The organism is Nocardia nepalensis (assembly GCF_048910785.1).
Taxonomy (GTDB): domain Bacteria; phylum Actinomycetota; class Actinomycetes; order Mycobacteriales; family Mycobacteriaceae; genus Nocardia; species Nocardia nepalensis.
In genome coordinates this window covers 217,635-240,821 of record NZ_JBKBET010000022.1, presented here as the reverse complement: position 1 = coordinate 240,821, position 23,187 = coordinate 217,635, and the positions used below count along the sequence as shown (strand labels likewise).

General features: G+C 67.7%; 18 protein-coding genes. 16 read left to right on the top strand and 2 right to left on the bottom strand.

The window, feature by feature from the left end:
• The first annotated feature begins 31 nt into the window (after window positions 1-31).
• Together smc and ACHQ4I_RS19875 are read left to right on the top strand one after the other, a co-directional pair.
• Window positions 32-3,649 carry a chromosome segregation protein SMC gene (gene smc, locus ACHQ4I_RS19880; protein WP_420773279.1) on the top strand — a complete coding sequence of 1,206 codons (3,618 nt, stop codon included), beginning with the start codon at window positions 32-34 and terminating at the stop codon, window positions 3,647-3,649.
• 86 nt (window positions 3,650-3,735) lie between these two features.
• Window positions 3,736-8,193, top strand: coding sequence for a tetratricopeptide repeat protein (locus tag ACHQ4I_RS19875; protein WP_420773278.1), 4,458 nt, complete (start codon window positions 3,736-3,738; stop codon window positions 8,191-8,193).
• A 121-nt stretch (window positions 8,194-8,314) separates the two neighbouring features.
• On the opposite strand, the gene ACHQ4I_RS19870 is transcribed toward ACHQ4I_RS19875, so the two are convergent.
• Window positions 8,315-9,232, bottom strand: coding sequence for an NmrA family NAD(P)-binding protein (locus tag ACHQ4I_RS19870; protein ID WP_420773277.1), 918 nt, complete (start codon window positions 9,230-9,232; stop codon window positions 8,315-8,317).
• A 120-nt stretch (window positions 9,233-9,352) separates the two neighbouring features.
• Between ACHQ4I_RS19870 and ACHQ4I_RS19865 the strand changes: the two genes are divergently transcribed.
• The gene (locus tag ACHQ4I_RS19865; RefSeq protein WP_420773276.1) at window positions 9,353-10,162 is read left to right on the top strand and encodes a TetR/AcrR family transcriptional regulator; all 810 of its coding nucleotides are present in this window, start codon (window positions 9,353-9,355) and stop codon (window positions 10,160-10,162) included.
• A 23-nt stretch (window positions 10,163-10,185) separates the two neighbouring features.
• Here ACHQ4I_RS19865 and ACHQ4I_RS19860 read toward each other — a convergent pair whose 3' ends face one another.
• A complete protein-coding gene (locus tag ACHQ4I_RS19860) occupies window positions 10,186-10,575 on the bottom strand; it encodes a DUF2237 family protein (protein WP_014987060.1) in 390 nt (129 codons plus the stop codon).
• 111 nt (window positions 10,576-10,686) lie between these two features.
• Here ACHQ4I_RS19860 and ftsY point away from each other — a divergent pair, with 111 nt between their 5' ends.
• The 13 genes from ftsY (at window position 10,687) to rimM (ending at window position 23,181) form a co-directional block, all read left to right on the top strand.
• Window positions 10,687-12,219, top strand: coding sequence for a signal recognition particle-docking protein FtsY (gene ftsY, locus ACHQ4I_RS19855; protein ID WP_420773275.1), 1,533 nt, complete (start codon window positions 10,687-10,689; stop codon window positions 12,217-12,219).
• A 237-nt stretch (window positions 12,220-12,456) separates the two neighbouring features.
• Entirely contained in the window at window positions 12,457-13,836 is a 1,380-nt protein-coding gene (locus ACHQ4I_RS19850) for an ammonium transporter (RefSeq protein WP_420773274.1), read from the top strand.
• A 4-nt stretch (window positions 13,837-13,840) separates the two neighbouring features.
• On the top strand, window positions 13,841-14,179 hold the full coding sequence (locus ACHQ4I_RS19845; protein WP_040780799.1) for a P-II family nitrogen regulator: 339 nt from the start codon (window positions 13,841-13,843) through the stop codon (window positions 14,177-14,179).
• 87 nt (window positions 14,180-14,266) lie between these two features.
• Complete coding sequence (locus tag ACHQ4I_RS19840) at window positions 14,267-16,732, top strand: [protein-PII] uridylyltransferase (protein ID WP_420773273.1); 2,466 nt, start codon at window positions 14,267-14,269, stop codon at window positions 16,730-16,732.
• A gap of 108 nt (window positions 16,733-16,840) precedes the next feature.
• Window positions 16,841-17,155 carry a hypothetical protein gene (locus ACHQ4I_RS19835; RefSeq protein ID WP_420773272.1) on the top strand — a complete coding sequence of 105 codons (315 nt, stop codon included), beginning with the start codon at window positions 16,841-16,843 and terminating at the stop codon, window positions 17,153-17,155.
• A 93-nt stretch (window positions 17,156-17,248) separates the two neighbouring features.
• The gene (gene ffh, locus ACHQ4I_RS19830; RefSeq protein ID WP_420773271.1) at window positions 17,249-18,802 is read left to right on the top strand and encodes a signal recognition particle protein; all 1,554 of its coding nucleotides are present in this window, start codon (window positions 17,249-17,251) and stop codon (window positions 18,800-18,802) included.
• Between the two features lie 252 nt (window positions 18,803-19,054).
• The gene (locus ACHQ4I_RS19825; RefSeq protein WP_420773376.1) at window positions 19,055-20,149 is read left to right on the top strand and encodes a metal-dependent hydrolase family protein; all 1,095 of its coding nucleotides are present in this window, start codon (window positions 19,055-19,057) and stop codon (window positions 20,147-20,149) included.
• Between the two features lie 25 nt (window positions 20,150-20,174).
• Window positions 20,175-20,381: a hypothetical protein gene (locus ACHQ4I_RS19820; RefSeq protein WP_420773270.1), complete on the top strand. Its 207-nt coding sequence runs from the start codon at window positions 20,175-20,177 to the stop codon at window positions 20,379-20,381.
• A gap of 9 nt (window positions 20,382-20,390) precedes the next feature.
• Window positions 20,391-21,374, top strand: coding sequence for an LLM class F420-dependent oxidoreductase (locus ACHQ4I_RS19815; protein WP_420773269.1), 984 nt, complete (start codon window positions 20,391-20,393; stop codon window positions 21,372-21,374).
• Window positions 21,375-21,481: 107 nt separating this feature from the next.
• Window positions 21,482-21,961, top strand: a complete 480-nt coding sequence (locus ACHQ4I_RS19810) for a Uma2 family endonuclease (protein WP_420773268.1) — start codon at window positions 21,482-21,484, stop codon at window positions 21,959-21,961.
• Between the two features lie 15 nt (window positions 21,962-21,976).
• Window positions 21,977-22,414: a 30S ribosomal protein S16 gene (rpsP, locus tag ACHQ4I_RS19805; RefSeq protein ID WP_420773267.1), complete on the top strand. Its 438-nt coding sequence runs from the start codon at window positions 21,977-21,979 to the stop codon at window positions 22,412-22,414.
• Entirely contained in the window at window positions 22,414-22,656 is a 243-nt protein-coding gene (locus ACHQ4I_RS19800) for an RNA-binding protein (protein ID WP_327101130.1), read from the top strand. Before rpsP ends, ACHQ4I_RS19800 begins: the two co-directional genes overlap by 1 nt.
• Entirely contained in the window at window positions 22,657-23,181 is a 525-nt protein-coding gene (rimM, locus tag ACHQ4I_RS19795; RefSeq protein ID WP_420773266.1) for a ribosome maturation factor RimM, read from the top strand. It abuts the gene before it with no gap.
• Window positions 23,182-23,187 lie beyond the last annotated feature (6 nt).

Below are 23,187 nucleotides of genomic sequence, written 5' to 3'. Positions count from 1 at the left end.
CCGACCACCGCGCAGGGAAGGGGCGTCGAATTTGCACCTGAAGAGTCTGACGTTGAAGGGTTTCAAGTCCTTCGCGTCCGCGACGACCTTGCGCTTCGAGCCGGGCATCACCTGTGTGGTCGGCCCGAACGGCTCGGGTAAATCCAATGTCGTCGACGCGCTCACCTGGGTGATGGGCGAACAGGGTGCGAAGGCGCTGCGCGGCGGCAAGATGCAGGACGTCATCTTCGCCGGTACCTCCGGCCGGGCCCCGCTCGGGCGCGCCGAGGTCACGCTGACCATCGACAACTCCGACGGTGCGCTGCCGATCGACTACGCCGAGGTCTCGATCACCCGGCGCATGTTCCGCGACGGCGCGGGCGAATACGAGATCAACGGAAGCTCCTGCCGTCTGATGGATGTGCAGGAACTGCTCAGCGACTCCGGTATCGGCCGGGAAATGCACGTCATCGTCGGACAGGGCCAGCTCTCGGCAATCCTGGAATCGCGGCCCGAGGACCGCCGGGCCTTCGTCGAGGAGGCCGCCGGTGTGCTCAAGCACCGCAAGCGCAAGGAGAAGGCGGTCCGCAAACTGGAGGCGATGCAGGCCAACCTCGCCCGCCTCACCGACCTGACCACCGAACTGCGCCGCCAGCTCAAACCGCTCGGTAGACAGGCCGAGGTGGCCCGCCGCGCGCAGACCGTGCAGGCCGACCTGCGCGACGCACGCCTGCGCTTGGCCGCCGACGATCTGGTCACCCGGCGCAACGAGTTGGAGAGCCAGCAGAGCAAAGAGGCCTACGCCCGCGAGCAGCAGATCACGGTGCAGACCGAACTCGACGCCGCGAATGCCGCACTGGCACAGCAGGAATTCCAGCTGTCCCGGCTCACGCCGAGCGCCGAGGCGGCCGCGCAGATCTGGTTCCAACTGTCCGCGCTGGCCGAGCGCGTCAATGCCACCATCCGTATCGCGGGCGATCGCGCCCGCAACCTGCACACCGACCTGCCGGTCGGCAGCGGCCGCGATCCCGAACAGCTCGAGGCCGAGGCCGAACGCGTGGAGGCCGAGGAGGCCGAACTGCGCGAGGCCGTCGAGATCGCGGCCGAAACCCTGGAGGCGGCGCGCGATGCACTCGCCGAGCGCGAGCAGGCCGCGAAGGCCGCCGAACAGGCACATCTGGCCGCGGTGCGGGCCATCGCCGACCGGCGCGAGGGTCTGGCCCGGCTTTCAGGCCAGGTGGAGACGCTGCGCACCAGGTCGCAGTCGGTCGATGCGGAGATCACCCGGCTGACCGTCGCGATCGGCGAGGCCCGCCAGCGTGGCGAGGCGGCCCAGGCCGAATTCGATACCGTCCAGGGCGAACTCGCTGAACTCGAGGCCGGTGAGACCGGCCTGGACGCCCAGCACGAGCACGCGGTGCAGGCCCTCGCACTGGCCGACCAGCGCGTCACCGAACTGCGTGAACAGGACCGCGACGCCAGCAAGCGCGTCGCCTCGTTGAGCGCGCGCATCGAAGCGTTGAGCATGGGCTTGGCGCGCAAGGACGGCGCGGCCTGGCTGGTCGAAAATCGCGCGCAAGGACTGCTCGGTCCGCTTTCCGGGCTGATCCGGGTGCACGGTGGTTTCGAGGCCGCGGTCGCCGCGACCTTCGGTCCGCTCGCCGACGCCGTGGCCGCCGACACCGGTGACTGCGCGCATGCCGCGGTGCGAGCGCTGAAGGAGGCCGATGGCGGTCGCGCCGCGCTGGTGTTCGGCACCGATGGGACTGCACCAACGCACAACGGCGCATTGCCCGGCACGGCCCGCTGGCTCGCCGACGTGGTGGACGGCCCGGACAACGTGCGCGGCGCCATTGCCGCACTGACCGCCGGTGTCGCCGTGGTCGACGATCTCGCCGCCGCCGCCGAACTCGTTCGGGCCCGGCCGGAACTGCGGGTTGTCACCCGCGACGGCGATCTGACCGGAACCGGTTGGGTGCTCGGCGGATCCGATCGGGCACCGAGTCTGCTGGAGATCCAGGCCGATATCGATGCCGCCAAGGCCGATCTGGTCGCCGCCCAACGCCGGGCCGAAGAACTCGAGGCCGCACTCTCCGGTGCGCTTGCCGAACAGGCCGACCGCAAGGACGCCGTCGACCAGGCGCTGCTCGCACTGCACGAATCCGATCAGGCCCTGGTGGTGATGTACGACCGGCTCGGCAGGCTCGGCGAGGTCGCGCGTACCGCGCAGGCCGACGTCGACCGACTGACCGGTCAGCGCGCGGACACCGAGTCGGGCCGGGAGGAGGCGCTGGCGGCGCTGGCCGATCTCGAAGAACGGCTGCGCCGCACCGAACTCGAATCCGATGACGACGACGGCATGGGCGCGGCGGGGACCGAATCGGCGGGCCGCGACCGGGAGGAGGCCGCGGCCGCACTGGCCGAGGCCCGATCCATGGAGGTCGAGGCTCGCCTGGCCGTGCGCACCTCCGAGGAGCGCGCGGAATCGGTTCGCGGCAAGGCGGATTCGCTGCGCCGCGCGGCCCGCGCCGAACGCGAGACCAGGGCCCGCGCCGAACGCGCCCAAGCCGCACGCAGGCAGGCCGCCGAAGTCGCTGCCGCCGTTGCCGAATCCGGCGCGAAGGTCGCCGCCGAACTGGAATCCGTTGTGGCCAAAGCGGGTGGGCGTCGGGACGAACTGGTGCGCCGCCGCACCGAATGCGCTACCCAGGTCGAGCAGGTCAAGGAGCGGGTCCGGACGCTGACCACTCAGCTGGCCCAGCTCACCGACGCCGTGCACCGCGACGAGGTCGCCAAAGCCCAAGCGGCACTGCGCATCGAACAGATCGAGGCGACCATCGCCGAACAGTTCGGCATCGCGCTGGCCGACCTGATCGCCGAATACGGTCCGGACGTGCCGATGCCGCCATCGGATCTGGAATTGCAGGAGTACGAGCAGGCCAAGGAGCGCGGCGAACAGGTCACCGCGCCCGCGCCGATGCCCTATGACCGCAAGACCCAGGAGCGCCGCGCCAAACGCGCCGAGAAGGATCTGACCACCCTCGGCAAGGTGAATCCGCTTGCGCTGGAAGAGTTCGCGGCGCTCGAGGAGCGCTACAACTTCCTCGCCACCCAGCTCGAGGACGTCAAGAGCGCACGCAAGGACCTGCTCGACGTGGTCGCCGAGGTGGACGCCCGCATCCTGCAGGTGTTCACCGAGGCCTATGAGGATGTCGAGCGCGAATTCGTCGGCGTCTTCGCCAAGCTGTTTCCGGGCGGCGAGGGCAGGCTGGTGCTCACCGATCCGTCGGACATGCTGACCACCGGCATCGAGGTTGAGGCGCGTCCGCCCGGCAAGAAGGTCAAGCGGCTGTCACTGCTCTCGGGTGGCGAGAAGTCGTTGACCGCGGTCGCTTTGCTGGTGGCCATCTTCCGCGCCCGCCCCTCGCCGTTCTACGTGATGGACGAGGTCGAGGCAGCGCTGGACGACACCAACCTGCGCCGCCTGATCGGCCTGTTCGAGCAGCTGCGCGAGAAGAGCCAGCTGATCGTCATCACCCACCAGAAGCCGACCATGGAGATCGCCGACGCCCTCTACGGCGTCAGCATGCGCGGCGATGGCATCACCCAGGTGATCTCGCAGCGGCTGCGCGGCGAGAACCTGGCTCCGGTCGGCGCGGCGGCGGGCTGAGTTGATCACAAAGCCGTTGTGATCGTGCCCTTTTCGATTTCACGTTGTTGCCCAGGGGCGGGCGCGGGCGGGGTAGGTTGCGGAATATGGGCGGGAGGGTGGCACTCGTAGTCGGCTCGGAGTGCGCCGCGCTGCCCAGACTGGGTTTCACCGGCGACCTCGCCACCGGCCTCTACACCGAGCTGCGGGAGCTCGGGGGCTGGCAGTCGGCCACCCGGACCGGTGGGCCGCTCTTGGACCCGACGATCGACGAATTGGCCCGCGCCGCAGACGATGCCTTCGAGATCGCCTCGAATCGACAAGCGACGCTGCTGATCAGCTTCATCGGCCACGGCATGACGACCGCCTCGGAGAATTTCTATCTCCTCGCACACGATTCCCCACCGCTGCCCAAGCTGCGCAACGCTTTTCATCTGACCCAGGAAATCCAGGAACGACTGAACAGCGCCCCCGCGCTGGACGGGTTGATCGTGCTGGTCGACGCCTGCGAGACCGGGGAGGGCGTGCGCGGCGCGGCCAGGCGCTGGCCGGAGGCGTCCGGCCCGAACGGGCGGGTGGAACTGCTGGTCGCCACCGGCAATGGCCCCGCCTATTTCGGATGCTTCACGCGAACGATCATCACCACATTCGGCAAGGGCGTGCCGCGCGGCGGTGAAAGCCTGTTGCCTTCGGATCTGGTGCTGCCGCTGCGCCAATGTCCCGCGCTCGAGCCGCAGTCGTTCTCCTTCACTTCCGGAATCCGCACGGCCAGTAGCGATCCCGGTCTGTGGCTGGTCCCCAATGTCGCGCGACGCGAGGATGCCGTGAGCGGCAGCGCGGCAGCGGGTTTCATCGATCAGCTGATCAACGGTCTGGTGGTCTCGGAGCCGCTGCGGGAGCGGCTGACCCAGGTGGTCGAGGCTGGTGCGGAACGGCTGCGCGGTGTGGTCGGGCCCGCGGGCTGTGGGAAATCCACCCTGCTCGCCACGCTCATCCGACCCGGATGGGTGGATACGCTGCCGATCAAGGCCGAATACATCACGGCCGCGGTGATTCTCGACGTGACCAGCTCGATGGAATCGTTCACCGCCGAATTGGCGCAGCAGCTGGGCAGGCGGCTCGATGGCTTCAAGACCGCGACGCGCATGGTCGAATTCGACCTCGCCGAGCAGGACAACAGCAGACTCGACCAGTTCGACATCAAGATCCTGCGGCCACTGGCCCGGCTCGACCGGTCGAAACCGGTGCATATTCTGATCGACGGACTCGATCACCCCAAGCGGGGCAGTCGCGCGCTGCTCTCCTACGCGATCGCCGAACTGACCCAACGCCCCGAACTCGCGCACGTCCATCTCATCGTCGGAATCCGCGCGGGAACCGGTGTCGAGGACTCGTCGCTGCTCGCCCATATGCGCCGAATCGAACTGCCGGCGCCGACAACCGCGGATATCGTCGGCACCGTCGCGGCGGCTCGCGGCCACTCCCAGCATACGAATTGGCGCGAATGGATCGACGGTCTGCTGCAGCAGACTCCGACAGGTGGTTGGCTGTTGGCCCGGCTGCTGATCGAAATCCATTCCGATATCAGCTCTTCGGATCTGGACCGGGGGATCGGCCTCGATACGCTGGTCTGGCGGCGCGTCCGCGACGTGGTCGATAGCGCGGATTCCACGACAGCGCACGCCGTTTCGGCGTTGCTCGGAATCCTGGTCGCGGCGGGGGCGGGGCCGGTGCTGCCGTTGGAACTGCTCGAGCGCGCCTTGGATTCCCTCGGTATCGGGTTGAGCACCAATCGGATTCGAGACCTGGTCGTCCGGCTGGGTGTCCTCGTCAGCCGTGGCCGCCCCGGCACTCCGGGGGAGACACTTGGCATGGCGCACAATGCATTTCGGCGTTCGCTTATGATCGAGGGACGTACTGTGGCGCGCCGCCGGGACGCGCATCGGGCGCTGGCGATGGCGCTCGAGCAGAACGCGCGCTCGACCGAACCGGCGCCGCAGATCACCGATTACGCGCGCCGATCCGCCGTACGCCACTATCTCGGTTACGGCGATTCGGCCGCCGCGGTGACATTCCTCGACCGGCTGAATACGCCACGTGCGACGGACAATCGCGATCTGTGGGCCGCCTGGATCCCCACCTTCGAGCAATCGGTCGGTCCGGATCACCCCGACACCCTCACCGCCCGCAACAATCTCGCGTTCTGGCGCGGCGAGAGCGGTGACCTGGCGGGCGCCACCGCCGAACATCAGAACCTGCTCGCCGAGAGCATTCGGGTGCTCGGTGCCGACGCGCCCGGCACTCTCACGATCCGCACCAATCTGGCCCGCTGGCACGGGGAAAGCGGTGACTTCCCCACGGCCGTAGCTGAATTCGAGCAACTGGTCGCGGATCGAACCCGGCTGCTCGGCGCCGACGATCCGGCTACCCTGCGCACCCGAGGCGACCTCGCGCACTTCCGCGGCGAGAAGGGCGAGACGGCCGAGGCCATCGCCGAATTCCAGCGACTGTTCGCCGATCGGCTGCGGATCCTCGGGCCGGATCATCCCGATACCCTCACCGCCCGTTACGAACTCGCGTACTGGCGCAGCGAAAGCGGCGATATCGACGCCGCCATTATCGAGCTGCATCAACTGCTCGTCGATCAGCAGCGCATCTCCGCCACCGCCGATCCGGCCTTCTTCAAGACCCGCCACCATGTCACCCAATTGCACGCCGAGAGTGGCGATCACGTGCGGGCCATCGCCGAGTTCCAGCAGTTGCTCGCCGAGCAGGACCGCGTGCTCGGTCCCGATCACCCGCACACGCTGATCACCCGAAACGACATCGCCCGCTGGCGCGGCGTCAGCGGTGACCACGCCACCGCCATCGCGGAGTTCCAGCTGCTGCTCACCGATCGGACCCGCATTCTCGGACCCGAGCACCCGCGGACTTTGCGCACTCGCAACAACATTGCCTACTGGCGCGGGGAAAGCGGCGATCACCGCAGCGCCATCGAGGAGTTCCGGCAGTTGATCGAGGACGAGCAGCGCATTCTCGGCCACGATCATCCGATTACCCTGCTCTCCCGCCACAACCTGGCGCACCTGTACGGCGAAATCGGCCACTACCTCACGGCGGTGGCCGAATTCGAACAGATACTGCCCGCCCGGATCCGCCTCCTGGGACCCGACAATCCCCATACGCTGCGCACCCGCCACGAACTCGCCTGCTGGCGCGGGGAGAGCGGCAATCCGGTCACCGCGGTGCAGGAGTACCAGCAACTGCTCGCCGATCGCCAGCGGGTGTTGCCGATCGACCATCCCGATACCCTGCGCACCCGTTACGCGGTGACCTACTGGCGCGGCGAGAGCGGCGACCCCGCCACCGCGGTCGCGGAATACGAGCACCTGCTCCGCGATGAACTGGCGGTTCTCGGGCCGCACCATCCCGAAACCTTCAGTACCCGTCATAGTCTGGCGTTCTTCCGCGGTCAGAGCGGCCAGATCGGCGCCGCCGTCGCCGAATACGAGCAGCTGCTCGATGACGAACGCACGATCCTCGGGCCCGACCACCCCGAGACCCTGCACACCTGGCACCGCCTGGCGCTCTGGCGCGGGGAGAGCGGCAATATCGCGGCCGCGCTCGCCGAACTCGAACAGCTGCTTCCGGTCCGGCTGCGGGTGCTCGGCCCCGACCATCCCGACACCCTGCGTACCCGGCACAACCTGGCCAGATGGCGTGGTGAGGCGGGCCAATACGCCACGGCCATCGCCGAATACGAGGTACTGCTGAACGACCGGCGGCGGATCCTCGGATCCGACCATCACGACACGCTGACCTCCCTGCACAACCTCGCCTATTGGCGCGGCGAGAGCGGCGACCCCGCCGCGGCCGTTGTCGAATTCGAGCAGCTGCTCACGGCGCGCGAGCGGGTCCTGGGTCCCGACCATCCCGACACCCTGCGCACCCGAGCCAATCTCGCGCACTACCGCGCCGAGAGCGGCGATATCGCCACGGCCCTGCCGGAATTCGAGCAGGTGCTGGCCAACCGTATCCGAGTGCACGGACCCGAGCATCCCAACACCTTCCGCACCCGCCACGACCTCGCGTGCTGGCGTGGCGCACAAGGTGATCCGGCCGGGGCCGTCGCGGAGCTGGAGCTATTGCTCGTCGACCGCGTCCGGGTCCTCGGCGCCGATCACCCCGATACCCTGCTGAATCGCAACGAATTGGCCCGTTGGCGTTGTGCATCCGGCGATCCCCGCGCCGCGGTCGCCGATCTCGAGCGATTGCTCGCCGACGAACAGCGGATATTAGACGTTGATCATCCGCGCATCCTCGCCACCCGCTACTACCTGGCCCACGCCCGCCACCGCGCGGGCGATACCGCCACCGCCACCGCCGAATACGAAGAACTCCTCGACGAACAACAACGCGTCCTCGGCCCGGATCACCCCGACACTCGCCGCACCCGCGCGGCCTACCAGAACGGAGTCGCCGACAACGCGGACAGACTCGGCGTGCTGACCCGGATCCGTCGTGCGCTCGGCCGCGCCAACGGCGGTCCCGATCCGCACTATTGAGCTGATCGCCCTGCCCGCGGCCGCAGTTCGGCGACGCCGGAGTCGAGGTCGACGAGCGGGTCGTCGCCGGATTCGCGGTCATCCGACTTGGCCACCGCGGACGCGGCGATCGGCTGTGTGGTCAGTGCACGGCGGTGCGGCGGTCGTTGTCGAATTGGGCCTTGATCAGGTCGGCTCCGGTTGTGCCGAGCCAGGATTCGAGGGTGTTCAAGGTGGGGTGGATGTCGCGGAGTGACGGAATGTCGGCGTGCCAGCCGCCGGTTTGCCGGATCAGGCGCCAGGTATTGCCGATCTGCTCGCCGATGGCATCGGCCTCGGCCTCGGTGACCTCGTGGTAGCGCACCGGATATCCGGTGGTCCGGGTGATCGCCGCCAGGGCCGCGACGGGAGTTATTGCGTCACCGGCCAATTCGAGGGTTTGCCCGTGGAAGCGCTCCGGGTCGGCGAAGGCCAGTGCGGCGAAGGCGGCGATATCGTCGATCGCGATCATCTGCAGCGGCCGGTCCGCCGGGAACAGATGTTTGTGCACGCCGTCGATGATGCCGTCGAGCGGACCGCCACGCATGATGTAGTTCTCCATGAAACGCACCGGACGCAACAGGGTGTACCGCAATCCACTGGCCGCGGTGGCATCCTCGATGTCTTTCTTTCCGGCCTGGCCCCAGGCGGCGTCATCGGTAATCGAAGCGACACCGGTGAAGACGATCTGTTCGACTCCCGCACGCTTGGCCGCATCGATCACCGCGATGCCGCGGGTGCCCTCCAAGTCGGCCTGCCAACCGTTGGGTCCGAAAGCGGCCGGGGGAATGAGGAATACGCCGCGCGCTCCGGCCAGGGCGGCGTCCAGCGTTGCGGGAGTGTCGAAGTCGCCGGTCACCAGTTCGGCGCCCGCGTCGGCCAGAGCGCGCGCGGCGGGCGCCTCGGGATCGCGGACCAGCGCACGCACCGCGACACCGTCGGCCAGCAATCGGCGTGCGGTGGCGCCGCCCTGCTTGCCGGTGGCGCCGGTGATCAGGATGGGGTTCTGCTGAAGGGACATGCTCGCCTTCTCTATTCGATCGGACTCTGCTCGATACAATCGGGTCGGATAACCCGCATTCGAACGATATGGGTGCGATCACCCGCTTGGCCAGGTCCAGGAACGGAAGGCCGTAACGAAATGTCTGCTCCGCTGCCCCTGCCCGCGCAGCCCGGCGCCGCGGCGCGGGCCGACGCCCGCCGCAATCGCGCGCTGGTGCTGGCCGCCGCGCAACGCGCCTTCGCCGAACACGGGACCTCGGTCTCCCTCGCCGAGGTCGCGCGCCGAGCCGGGGTGGGCGCGGGCACCGTCTACCGGCATTTCCCCACGAAAACCGATCTGCTGGAAGCGGTTATGCAACAGCGCATCGACCGGCTCGCCACCCTGGCGGCCGATCATCTCGACGCGCCGGATCCGGGCGCCGCATTCTTCGCGGTCTGCACCGAGGTGGTCGTCTCCACCCCGCGCAACAAGGAGCTATGCGATATCGTCCAGTCCGACGACGGCTGGCCGAAGGCACTGCTACGCAGCGCGGGCGCCCGCTTCCACCAGGCGCTCGGCGCCCTGTTGACGGCCGCGCAGCGCCAGGGCGCGGTCCGCCCCGATATCGAAATCGCCGACGTACTGGACATCTTCACCGGATGTGTCGCGATCCAACGACGTCAGCGCCCCAATGGTCCGATGATCCATGCCGCCGCACTCATGCTCGACGCGATGCGCGCGAACCCGGGAATCGGTACCGTAACGAAACCTCATGTCGAGCCCAACGTTCGTAACGGAACAGCCTCACGTAACGAAACGAACGGCGCACACTGCCCGATCTGCGGCGCCGTGATCCGTCTCACAGGCACCGGCCGCCCAGCCCGTTACTGCTCCGCCGCCTGCCGCCAAAAGGCACACCGCCAACGAACCTCCCGCGCTGCCCTGAATGGGGCAGTCACCAGAGGTTGACGATCAAGCCTGGGGAGTCCGCGCTAGAGCAGGTCGCTCACGTCATCTGGCACGTCGACGGCGTATTTGCGCAAAATATCCATCGAGATCACTTCCAGGGCGTTTTCGTGGGTGGCCGCCAGCACCACCGGTGCGGCGACACCGTCCTCGTGGGCGTGCAGCCAGCGCACGGCCACCACGCACCACCGGTCTCCCGGTTGCAGGCCCGGGAAGTTGTTCTCCGGGCGCGGCGTACTCAGATCGTTGCCGATGGACGCCTGGTGTTCGAGAAACTCAGCCGTGACGACGGTGCACACGGTATGGCTGCCGAGATCCTCCGGCCCGGTGCTACAGCAGCCGTCGCGGTAGAACCCGGTGAGAGGATCGGCGCCGCACTCTTCCAGCGGCCCCCCAAGCACGTTTCGATCGGTCACGTCGCCGATCCTATTGTCCCTTCGCGAGAAGTTCCGCAGGACAAGAAATCTCGGGGGCTGTGTGTCGTAGCCGGGACGGCGTGGTAAGGCAAAGGACCTGGTTCTGCAAGGATGGTCGGCGTGAGTTCCGAAGCCTGGATCCTGATTGCCGCTGTCGCCGCCGTGCTGGTGGTGGCGTTTGTCGCCGGATTCCTCCTGTACAAACGCCGTCGCGTGACGCTGGCGCCGCCCACCGCGGAGAAAGAACTGACCGACCGGTCGGGCGGATACGCGGCCTCGGGCGGCTTCAACTTCAGTCAGCGCGGCACGGCCACCGCGACACGCCCGGAACCCGCACCGATCGAGCGGACCGACACCGAGGGGCAGCCGCATGTCGGCGACGACGCGGCGATTCCGCGCGACGCGCCGAAGCGCGGCATCACCAACGTGCCGCTGCCCGAGGGCGATGTCGACACCGCTGAGTCCGCGCAGGTCGAAACCGATGGCGAGGTCGCGACCGCGGGTGAATCCGCAACGGCCACGGCCGATTCCGACACCGCGGTCGAACCGGGAACTGCGGTCGAATCGGACGCGGTAACTACCCAACCCGAAGCCGCCGCACCTGCGGATACCGAAACCCCCGCACCCCCGATTTCGGGACCGAGCCCCGAAACCGCCTCGGTCGAAACCGTCCCCGAGCCCACCGCCGAGGACGCCGCGACCGCCCCCGCCCTCGAGGAAATCGCGCCAACGGCGGGCCGCCTGGTCCGCCTGCGCGGCCGCCTGTCCCGCTCGCAGAATGCCGTCGGCAAGAGCCTGCTCGGCCTGCTCGGCGGCGGTGACCTGGACGACGACTCCTGGGAAGAGGTCGAGGACACCCTGGTCCTCGCCGATCTCGGCACCGCGAGCACCGCGGCGGTCGTGGATCGCCTGCGCGAGGAGATGGCGACCCGCAGCGTCCGCAATACCGAACAGGCCCGCGCCGTCTTGCGCGACGTGCTGATCGAGGCGCTGCGCCCCGAACTCGACCGCTCGGTGCGCGCACTTCCGCACGCCGATCATCCGTCGATTCTGCTGGTCGTCGGTGTCAACGGCACCGGGAAGACCACCACGACCGGCAAACTCGCCCGCGTCCTCGTCGCCGACGGCCGTCGGGTGCTGCTCGGCGCGGCCGACACCTTCCGCGCCGCGGCCGCGGATCAGCTGCAGACCTGGGGTGAGCGGGTCGGCGCGGACACCGTGCGCGGCAAGGAGGGCGCGGATCCCGCGGCCGTCGCCTTCGACGCGGTCAGCGCGGGCATCGAGCAAGGCGTCGACGTCGTCATGATCGATACCGCGGGCCGTCTGCACACCAAGACCGGTCTGATGGACGAACTCGGCAAGGTCAAGCGCGTCGTGCAGAAGAAGGCCGAGGTCGACGAGGTCCTGTTGGTCCTGGACGCCACCGTCGGACAGAACGGCCTCATGCAGGCGCGGGTCTTCGCGGAGGTGGTCGATATCACCGGCGTCGTGCTCACCAAGCTCGACGGAACGGCCAAGGGTGGCATCGTCTTCCAGGTCCAGCACGAACTCGGCGTTCCGGTGAAGCTGGTCGGCCTCGGCGAGGGCGCCGACGACCTCGCTCCATTCGAACCCGCTGCCTTCGTGGACGCGTTGCTCGGATAATTCGGCGCGACCACTATGTCCTACTCGTCGGTAACCGCTGTCGATTTGCTCTGACACGCTCCTCACGGCTGCGATGAAACGCCGGTGTACGCCAGGAAACGTGGTAGCAACACAACTGCCCCACGCGTTCACTTAGGCGAAACATCACATCATCACGGATGAAACACCGAATGAGGACCCTTCTGTGCAGGTCCAATTGCCGGAGTCGGCTGGGCCCGAGATGAGGAGGACATTAAGGTGGCTTTTCCCCTTACCGGTGCACCGGACACCGGTGACACCGCCTGGATGCTGGCCAGTTCAGCGCTCGTATTGTTGATGACGCCCGGCCTGGCGTTTTTCTACGGCGGCATGGTCCGCTCGAAGAATGTGCTCAACATGATCATGATGAGCATCAGCGCCATGGGACTCGTCGGAGTGCTGTGGTCGCTGTACGGATACTCGACCGCTTTCGGCGACAACAAATTCGGCGTGATCGGTGATCCTGCGCAGTTCTTCGGCCTCAAGGGTCTGATCGGCGGCAATTCGGTTGCCGAGGTCAAGGACGCCAGCGGCGCCGTCACCACTGCCGCGGTGAACATCCCGCTCGCGGGCACGATCCCCGCGACCGTATTCGTCGCGTTCCAATTGATGTTCGCGATCATCACGGTTGCCCTCATCTCGGGTGCGGTCGCAGACCGCTTGAAGTTCGGCTCCTGGCTGCTGTTCGCGGGCATCTGGGCCACGGTCGTCTACTTCCCGGTCGCGCACTGGGTCTTCGACTTCGATGTCAAGGATGCCGACGGCAACCTCGTGCACGAAGGCGGCTGGGTCGCGAACAAGCTGCTCGCGGTCGACTTCGCCGGTGGTACCGCGGTCCACATCAATGCCGGTGCGGCGGGTCTGGCCCTGGTGCTGGTGCTCGGCAAGCGCAAGGGCTGGCCGAAGACTCCGTTCCGCCCGCACAACCTGCCGTTCGTCATGCTCGGCGCCGGTCTGCTGTGGTTCGGCTGGTTCGGCTTCAACGCCGGTTCCGCGGTCACCTCGGGTGGTCTGGCCGGTTCGACCTTCATCACCACCACCCTCGCGACCTGTGCCGCGATGCTGGCCTGGCTGCTGGTGGAGAAGCTCCGCGACGGCAAGCCCACCTCGCTGGGTGCGGCCTCGGGTGTGGTGGCCGGTCTGGTCGCGATCACCCCGTCGTGCTCCTCGGTCAACGTGCTCGGCGCGCTGGCGATCGGCTTCGTGGCCGGTGCGGTCTGTGCGCTCGCGGTCGGCCTGAAGTTCAAGTTGGGCTTCGACGACTCGCTCGACGTGGTCGGCGTGCACCTCGTCGGCGGCATCATCGGCACCCTGATGGTCGGCCTGGTCGCCGCTCCGGAGGCGGGCGCGGGCAAGACGGGCCTGTTCTACGGTGGCGGTTTCGATCAGCTGTGGCGTCAGGCCGTCGGTGCCGGTGCGGTACTTGCGTTCTCCTTCATCGCGAGCCTGATCATTGCCTATATCGTGAAGTTCACCATTGGGCTGCGCGCCAGCGAAGAAGCCGAGTCGGTGGGCATGGACGAGTCCGAGCACGCTGAAACGGCATACGATTTCGCTGCTGTGGGTGGCACGGCACGTACCGCCGTCAAGGAGGCATGACGACATGAAACTGATCACCGCAATCGTCAAACCGTTCACTCTCGAGGACGTGAAGACCGGGCTCGAGCAGGCGGGTGTGCTGGGCATGACCGTCAGCGAGGTACAGGGCTACGGCCGCCAGAAGGGCCACACCGAGGTCTACCGCGGCGCGGAGTACTCCGTGGATTTCGTTCCGAAGGTTCGGGTCGAGGTCGTCGTGGACGACGCCTCGGTCGACAAGGTCGTCGAGGTGATCGTCGAGGCTTCCCGCACCGGCAAGATCGGTGACGGCAAGGTCTGGGTCACCCCGGTGGAATCGATCATCCGAGTGCGGACGGGCGAGCGCGGTACCGACGCTCTGTAAGCGGACAGTCGAAATCGAGCGGCGGCCCCGCTCCCACCGGATAGCCCGGTTGGGGCGGGGCCGTACGCATTTGGATGGACGGTGGTTGTGGGTAGTCACGAGCAAGACGGCAGACAGGTAACCGAGGAAGTCGGCGCGAACGTCTCCAATGGCGCGGCCGACCTGGTCCGGGCACGCAATCAATTGCTCGAGGGCGGGCTGCCCCGAAATCCGCGGTTGGACGCCGAATCCCTGCGTTCGGCGCTGGTCGATCTGTTCGAACTGTGGCTGACCACCAAGGGCACCGAACTCGGCATCAGCGGTGATAGCGGTCTGGCCGTGGTGGCCGTCGGTGGTCTCGGCCGCAAGGAGATGCTGCCGTATTCCGACCTGGATCTGGTGTTGTTGCACGACGATGTCGACCCGGCGCGGGTGGCCGAGGTCGCCGACCAGCTCTGGTATCCGCTGTGGGACGCCCACATCAAACTCGATCACAGCGTGCGCACCGTCCCCCAGGCGCTGCGCGTGGCCTCCGACGATCTCATCGCGGCGCTCGGCATGCTCGAGGCCAGGCACATCGTCGGTGATATGGAGTTGAGCAATCTGCTGATCGGCGGGGTGCGCCGGGAATGGCGGACCGGAATCCGTTCGCGCTTCGACGAATTGATCGAACAGGCCGAGACCCGGTGGCAGCGTAGCGGCGCGATCGCCCATCGCGCCGAGCCCGATCTGAAGAACGGGCGCGGCGGTCTGCGCGATATCCAATTGCTCGACGCGCTCGCGATTGCCCAGCTGACCGACGCCATGCCGGGGCTCGGTCCGGACGTGCCGGGCGGCGGTCTGAAACAGGCGCGTCGAAGGTTGCTGGATGTTCGCACGGAGTTGCATCGGGTGGCGGGCCGATCGCGCGATCAGCTGCGCGCCCAGGACGCCGACGAGATCGGTGCGGCGCTGCGCATCGGTGACCGCTTCGATCTGGCCCGCACACTGAGTGATTCCGCGCGGACGGTCAGCTACTCCGTGGACGTCGGCCTGCGCACCGCGGCCAATGCGCTGCCGCGCCGTGGCCTCGCGCGACTGCGCCGCATGCCGGTGCGCAGACCACTCGATGAGGGCGTGGTCGAACATGCCGGTGAGGTCGTGCTGGCGCGGGACGCGCGGCCGCAGCGCGATCCCGGACTGATCCTGCGGGTGGCCGCGGCATCGGCGCAGACGGGACTGCCGATGTCGGCGACCACACTGAATCGGCTCTCCGAGGATGCGCCGGAGCTGCGCGAGCCCTGGCCCAAGGACGCCCTCAACGACCTGTTGATCCTGCTCGGCGCGGGCCGCGGCGCCATCGACGCGGTCGAGGCGCTGGACCGAACGGGCCTGTGGGGCAGGCTACTTCCCGAATGGGGTGCGGTGCGCGACCTGCCGCCGCGCGATGCGCTGCACATCTGGACCGTGGACCGGCACCTGATGGAGACGGTCGCCTACGCGAGCGCGCTGAGCACTCGCGTCGCCCGTCCCGACCTGCTGCTGTTGGGTGCGCTGCTGCACGATATCGGCAAGGGCCGGGCCGGCGACCACAGCGTCGTCGGGGCCGAATTGGCCACCCACATCGGGCGGCGGCTGGGTCTGTGGCCCTCGGACGTGCGGACCCTGAGCGCGGTCGTGCGCCACCATCTGTTGTTGCCGGATACCGCGACTCGACGCGACCTCGCCGATCCGGAAACCGTGCAGTTCGTCGTGGATATCCTCGACGGTGATGTGCAGTTGCTGGAACTGCTGCACACCTTGGCCGAGGCCGATTCACTGGCCACCGGACCCGGAGTCTGGGGTGACTGGAAGGCCTCGCTGATCGGTGAACTCGTGCGGCGTTGCCGCCTGGTGATGGCGGGGGATCAGCTGCCCGAGCCGGAGCCGATCGCGCCGGAGCTGCTGGCCAAGGCCGCCGCGGGCGGGGTGCACGTCGATCTGCGGCCCGGCGAGGGCAAGTACATCTACACCGCCACGGTGATAGCACCGGATACGCCCGGTCTGCTGTCGGATGCCGCCGGGGTGCTGGCCTTGCATTCGCTGCGGGTGCTCTCGGCCACCGTCGGCGGCGAAGGTGCCTCGGCCATCAATACTTTCGTGGTCTCGCCGAAATTCGGCAACCCACCGGACGTCGGGCTGCTGCGACAGGAGTTGATCCGGGCGACCGCGGGCGATCTGGATCTGCACGCGCTGCTGGCCAAGCGGGAGCGCGAGGCCACCGGTGCCGGGCCGAGCCCGTACGCGCAGGCCCAGCCCCGGGTTATCTGGTCGGCCACGCCGACCGGTCAGGTGGTTCTCGAGTTGCGCGCCGAGGACCGGATCGGGCTGCTCAGCAGGTTGGCGGCGGTATTTGCCGATGGTGGTGCCGATGTGCGCTGGGCCAAGGTGGTGACCATGGGTTCCGCGGTGGTCGACGCCTTCGGCCTCGACCTGGGCGATGACACCCCGGAACGTCGTGAGGCCATCGAAAAGGCGATTATGGCAGTGGTCCCTCGGCCCGCCCCGAAGCCGCCGGAGGGTGCCGGCCCACCAGGCTCCAACTCGGTCTCCTGACGCGGCCGAAACACAGTTGCAGATCATTTGCTGAAAGCGTAGGCAGTCGGCCCCTCGCACCCTAATATCAGAGCGTCTGGCTATCGCGAGCATGAGGGGAGCAGGTCGGTGGCAATTGAAGTCGTTTCAGCGTCGATGATGACGAGTGACGAGACCACGCATATGGCGCGCTGCGTCGGCGGTGACCGATGGGTGGTCTCGTGGCTGCCCGGCCGGACACTGACCGGACAACAGGCTGTGACCGCTATGACGATTGCCACTACCGTCGACACCCACGAAGTGCCGACCCGAGCCGAATGGGCCATGCTCGACGATCTAGCGCTCGAGCTGGGCCTGACCGCCCGCGAGGCGGTATTCATGGTTGCTCAGGAGAACCACGACTACCGTAAAACGGCCAGACCACGTCGCCGTTCGCTGGAATAACCCCTCGAAGAGCGCACCGCTTGCGCGAACAGGTGGGCCGTCCCATTACCCTGGGATACCAAGTGACGTCCCACGAGATCAGGAGCGCGATCGGTGTTCGAATCCCTGTCCGACCGGCTTACCGGTGCCCTCAAGGATCTTCGCGGTAAGGGGCGTCTGTCACCGGCCGACATCGACGCCACCTGCCGCGAGATCCGCCTCGCCCTGCTCGAAGCCGACGTCGCGCTGCCCGTGGTGCGCGGTTTCATCGCGAAGATCAAGGAGCGGGCCAAGGGGGCGGAGGTCTCCGCCGCCCTCAATCCGGCCCAGCAGGTCGTCAAGATCGTCAACGAGGAACTCGTCGGAATCCTCGGCGGCGAAACCCGCCGGCTGACGCTGGCCAAGAACCCGCCGACGGTGATCATGCTCGCCGGTCTGCAGGGTTCCGGTAAGACGACCCTGGCGGGCAAGCTCGCGAAATGGCTGAAGGGGCAGGGACATCAGCCACTGCTGGTGGCCTGCGACCTGCAGCGCCCCGGTGCGGTGACCCAGCTCCAGGTGGTCGGTGAGCGCGCGGGTGCGCCGGTCTTCGCGCCGCATCCCGGCACCTCCATCGGCGGCGGCGAGAATCCGCTCGGCATTTCGGCGGCCGACCCGGTCGGGGTGGCCGAGGCCGGTGTCGCGGAGGCGCGCAGCAAGCAATACGACGTGGTCATCGTCGACACCGCCGGTCGCCTCGGTATCGACGCCGAGCTGATGGCGCAGGCCGCCGGCATTCGCGATGCGGTGAAGCCGGACGAGACGCTGTTCGTGCTCGACGCGATGATCGGTCAGGACGCGGTCAATACCGCGGAGGCCTTCCGCGACGGCGTCGGCTTCACCGGCGTCGTGCTCACCAAGCTCGACGGTGACGCCCGTGGTGGTGCGGCGCTGTCGGTCCGGAATGTGACCGGCTCGCCGATCATGTTCGCCTCCACCGGTGAGAAGCTCGAGGACTTCGACGTCTTCCACCCGGACCGAATGGCCTCGCGCATCCTCGGCATGGGCGATGTGCTGAGCCTGATCGAGCAGGCCGAGCAGGTCTACGACCAGCAGCAGGCCGAGGAAGCCGCCCGCAAGATCGGCAGCGGCGAGATGACGCTCGAGGACTTCCTCGATCAGATGCTCGCCATCCGCAAGATGGGTCCCATCGGCAACCTGCTCGGCATGCTGCCCGGCGCGGGTCAGATGAAGGACGTGCTCGCCCAGGTCGACGACAAGCAGCTCGACCGGGTGCAGGCGATCATCCGCGGCATGACCCCGGCCGAACGCGCGAACCCGAAGATCATCAACGCATCGCGCCGCCTGCGCATCGCCAATGGTTCCGGCGTCCAGGTCTCCGAGGTCAATCAGCTCGTCGACCGCTTCTTCGAGGCCAAGAAGATGATGGCCATGATGGGCCGCCAGATGGGCCTGCCCGGCGCCCGGCGCGCCAATGCGAAGAAGGGCAAGAAGGGTAAGAAGGGCGGCCGCGGGCCGACGCCGCCGAAGGTGCGCGGTGGATTCCCGGGAATGCCCGGTATGCCGGCCGGGATGCCTGATCTGTCCGCGATGCCTGCCGGGTTGGACCAGTTGCCGCCCGGACTCGAGGGGTTCGACCTTTCGAAGCTGAACTTCCCCAAGAAGTAGGGCCGCGTTCGCCGATTGCCGTTGCGAGGCAGCGGACGCGTCGAGGGCTGGTCTGCGCGTGCACTTTTCGCGTGAATCCAGCCCGCGGCACCGGGTTCCGTCGAACGTAGTCGAATGGTGGTCGCCCAGGCCGTATTCGGCCGCCTTACGACTACGCTCGGCGCACAGCCGGAGTGGGTGTGCGCGGGCGGGGTGCCGTCAAGGGGCGTGGGCAGTAGGTTGGAGGGGGCCCACGACGTCGAGGAGGTTGCTGTGCATCTGCGGGGTGTGGTTCTCCCTGATGACGAGGTGCGCGACCTGTGGGTGCGGGACGGACTGGTGTCGTTCGAGCCGGTCGCGGGGGTCGAAACACTGTGCGGCGCAGGGTGGATCGTGCCTGGGCTGGTCGATGCGCACTGCCATGTCGGGATTCGGTACGGCGGGGGAGATGAGGATCGGGACGGCGCGATCGCGCAGGCCGAGACCGAGCGGGACGCGGGTGCGCTGCTGCTGCGCGACGCGGGGTCACCGATCGACACGCGCTTCATAGACGAGCATGAGGGACTGCCCCGGATCATTCGTGCGGGCCGCCATATCGCCCGGCCGCGGCGCTACATCCGCGAGCTCGGCATCGAACTCGACGATGAGCGCGATCTGCCGGAGATCGTCGCCGAGCAGGCTCGTTTCGGCGATGGCTGGGTGAAGATCGTCGGCGACTGGATCGACCGGTCGGTGGGCGATCTGCGGCCGCTGTGGAGCGATGCGATCCTGAAGGAGGCGATCGACGCCGCGCACGCCAACGGCGCGCGGGTGACGGCGCACGTCTTCGGCGAGGACGCGCTGCCCGGGCTGATCAACGCGGGCATCGATTGCCTCGAGCACGGCACCGGCCTGACCGACGACACCATCGAGATGATGGTCGAGCACGGCACCGCACTGGTGCCGACACTCATCAATATCGACACTTTTCCCCAAATCGCGAACAGCGCAGGCAAATTCCCCACCTACGCCGCTCACATGCGCGATCTGCACGCGCGCGTGCGCCGCACCGTCGCCGATGCGCACGATGCGGGCGTCCCGATCTTCGCGGGCACCGATGCGGGCGGTTCCATCCGCCACGGCCGTATCGCCGACGAAATCGCCGCGCTGTCCAGGGCCGGGCTGTCGAAGCACGACGCCCTCGGCGCCGCATCCTGGAATGCCCGCACCTGGCTGGGCCGACCGAGCATCGAGGCCGGTGCGCCCGCGGATTTCGTTGTCTACCGGGAAGATCCGCGCATCAGCCCGGCCGCCCTGGCCGACCCGCAGTACGTGATCCTGCGCGGCCGCCTCGTTAAAACCCACAACCCGGTCACCGGCCATCGCTGACCGCGCAGGCGCGCACGGTCTCGGCGTGGCGATCGGGCGGATCCAATGCCACCGAGAGGGTGCGCTCCCGGCCGCCGGTGAGACCTCGCCGGGGGCTGTCGCCTGCCGGGTGGGCATCTTGCAGGGGTTGAAGCTGGTGTGCGACGACGCGGCGGCCCGTCCGGACAGCTGCTGCCCAGGTCAGCGGGTTGATGTGGACAACAGCCCCGAGGACGCGGCCGGGCCCGCGTAGGGTCGGTTCATGACCATTCGCCTCGGTTATCAGATGCCCAACTTCAGCTATGGCCAGCCGGTAAGCGAACTCTTTCCGACCGTGGTCGCGCAGGCCAGGGAGGCCGAAGCCGCTGGCTTCGACGCCGCCTTCGTGATGGACCACTTCTACCAGTTGCCGGGTCTCGGCGCGCCGAGCGACCCGATGCTGGAGTCCTACACCGCACTGTCCGGAATCGCCGCGTCGACCGAACGGATTCAGCTGTCGGCGTTGGTAACCGGCAATACCTACCGCAACCCCGCACTGCTCGCCAAGACCGTCACCACTCTCGATCTGGTGAGCGGCGGCCGGGCGGTACTCGGCATCGGGGCGGGCTGGTTCGAACTCGAACACCAGTCCTACGGCTTCGAGTTCGGCACCTTCACCGAACGATTCCAGCGCCTCGACGAGGCGCTGCGGATCATCACGCCGATGCTGCGCGGCGAACATTCGACCTTCGACGGCAACTGGTACCACACCGACAACGCCATGAACGAGCCCCGGCTGCGCAATGACCTGCCGATTCTGCTCGGGGGCGGCGGCGAGAAGAAGACCTTCGCGCTGGCGGCCCGCTTCGCCGATCACCTCAATATCATCTGCAACGCCTCCGAACTCCCGCGCAAGATCGAGGCACTGCACCAGCGATGCGCCGAAATCGACCGCGACCCAGCGACTTTGGAAGTCAGCTTCCTGTGCTTCCTGATGATCGACGAAGACGGTGACCGCGCGCGCAAGCAACAGCAGGATCTGCTGCGCGGCATCGGCGTCGACCTGTCCACCCTGTCAGAGGACGAGCGCAAGCAGACCATCGCCGACCGCCAATTCGTCGGCAGCCCGGCCGAAGTCGCCGAGCAGCTGCAGACCAGGGTGCTCGATCAGGGGGTGCAGGGTCTCATCGTCAATATGGTGACCACCGGCCACGAGCCGGGTGCCGTGGATCTCGCCGGTCGCACCCTCGCCCCGCTGGTCCGCTGAGCCGTTGGCCTGAGCGCCTATTTTTCGGCGGATCCTGCGCGCCAAAAGTTGCACGGTGATCGTCGCGTTGATGCACGCAGGCTGCCTGGCCGAAGAGCAGCGGTCCGGTGGATCTCGACTCGGACTCGAACCACACCAGCTTCGCGTCCGAGGACCTCGTGCTTGCCGTCGAGGTGTGTTCTCCCGGCGATACCCACGAGGAGCGCGATACGAAGATCGCCGGATATGCGGCCGCGCGCGTCCCGTACCCGTTGATCGTGGAGTTGCCCGAGGACAAGCCGGCATGCTTCTGGGGCTATCGGCTCGGTGAGAGCGGATACCGCTGGGAGGTATACGTTGCGGCGGGCGAGACGGTCGTGGCCCCGGGTCCCCTTCCGATCACCGCCAACACGTCGGAGCTGCTGAGGCGCCGTCTGCACCGCGATTTCAGGAGCGGGGGACCGGTCTGGCAGAATGGACCATCGTCCTTCCTGGACAAGTGTCAGCCCGTCTCCGGTTACGTACCGCGCGGCGGTCACACACTCCAAGCGCAAAACCGGGCTCGCAGACCGTGCGGGTCGCTGAATTGCGCCGTGACCAACCACTGAAAGGCAGATCAGCACATGGCTGTTCGCATCAAGCTCACCCGCCTCGGCAAGATCCGCAACCCGCAGTACCGCGTGGTCATCGCCGACGCCCGCACCCGTCGTGACGGCCGCGCCATCGAGAACGTCGGCAAGTACCACCCGAAGGAAGAGCCGTCGCTGATCGAGATCAACTCCGAGCGCGTGCAGTACTGGCTGGGTGTCGGCGCGCAGCCGACCGAGGCCGTGCAGCGCCTGCTGGAGATCACCGGCGACTGGCAGAAGTTCAAGGGCCTGCCGGGCGCCGAGGGCACCCTCAAGGTGAAGGCCGCTAAGCCGTCCAAGCTGGACCTGTTCAACGCCGCGCTGGCCGCCGCCGATAACGAGCCGGTCGCCGAGGCCGTCACCCCCAAGAAGAAGGCCGCCAAGAAGGACGAGGCCGCTGACGCGGCCGCCGAGACCGAGGCTGCCGAGTAATGTCCGCTGTAGTCGCCGATGCCGTCGAACATCTGGTTCGCGGCATCGTCGCCAACCCGGATGACGTCCGGGTCGAGCTGATCACCGGCCGGCGCGGACGCACCGTCGAGGTGCATGTCAATCCCGAGGATCTGGGCAAGGTGATCGGTCGCGGCGGTCGGACCGCGACCGCGCTGCGCACCCTCGTCGCCGGTATCGGCGGCCGGGGCATCCGGGTCGACGTGGTCGATACCGACGCATAGATGGAACTCGTCGTAGGCCGGGTCGCCAAATCGCACGGTGTGCGGGGCGAGCTGGTCGTCGAGGTTCGCACCGACGATCCCGACGCGCGCTTCGCGCCCGGTGTGCGGCTGCGCGGTCGGGCGGCGCGGTCCAACGAAGTCCGTGAGTTCACCGTGGAGTCGGCCCGCGAGCATTCGGGCCGACTTCTCGTGCAACTCGTCGGGGTCTCCGATCGCACCGCCGCCGATGCGCTGCGCGGCACGCTGTTCGTGGTGGACAGCGCGGATCTGCCGCCGTCGGAGGATCCGGATGAGTTCTACGACCACGAGTTGGAGGGGCTGTCCGTCCAGCTCACCGATGGCACTGTTGTCGGCGAGGTCACCGAGGTGCTGCATTCGGCCGCGGGTGAACTGCTTTCGGTGCGTGCCGCGGATGACGGCCGCGAGATCTTGATCCCGTTCGTCACGGCCATTGTGCCGACCATCTCGCTGGCCGATCAGCTCGTCGTCATCGATCCGCCCGAGGGATTGCTCGATCCCGAGTAGCGGATC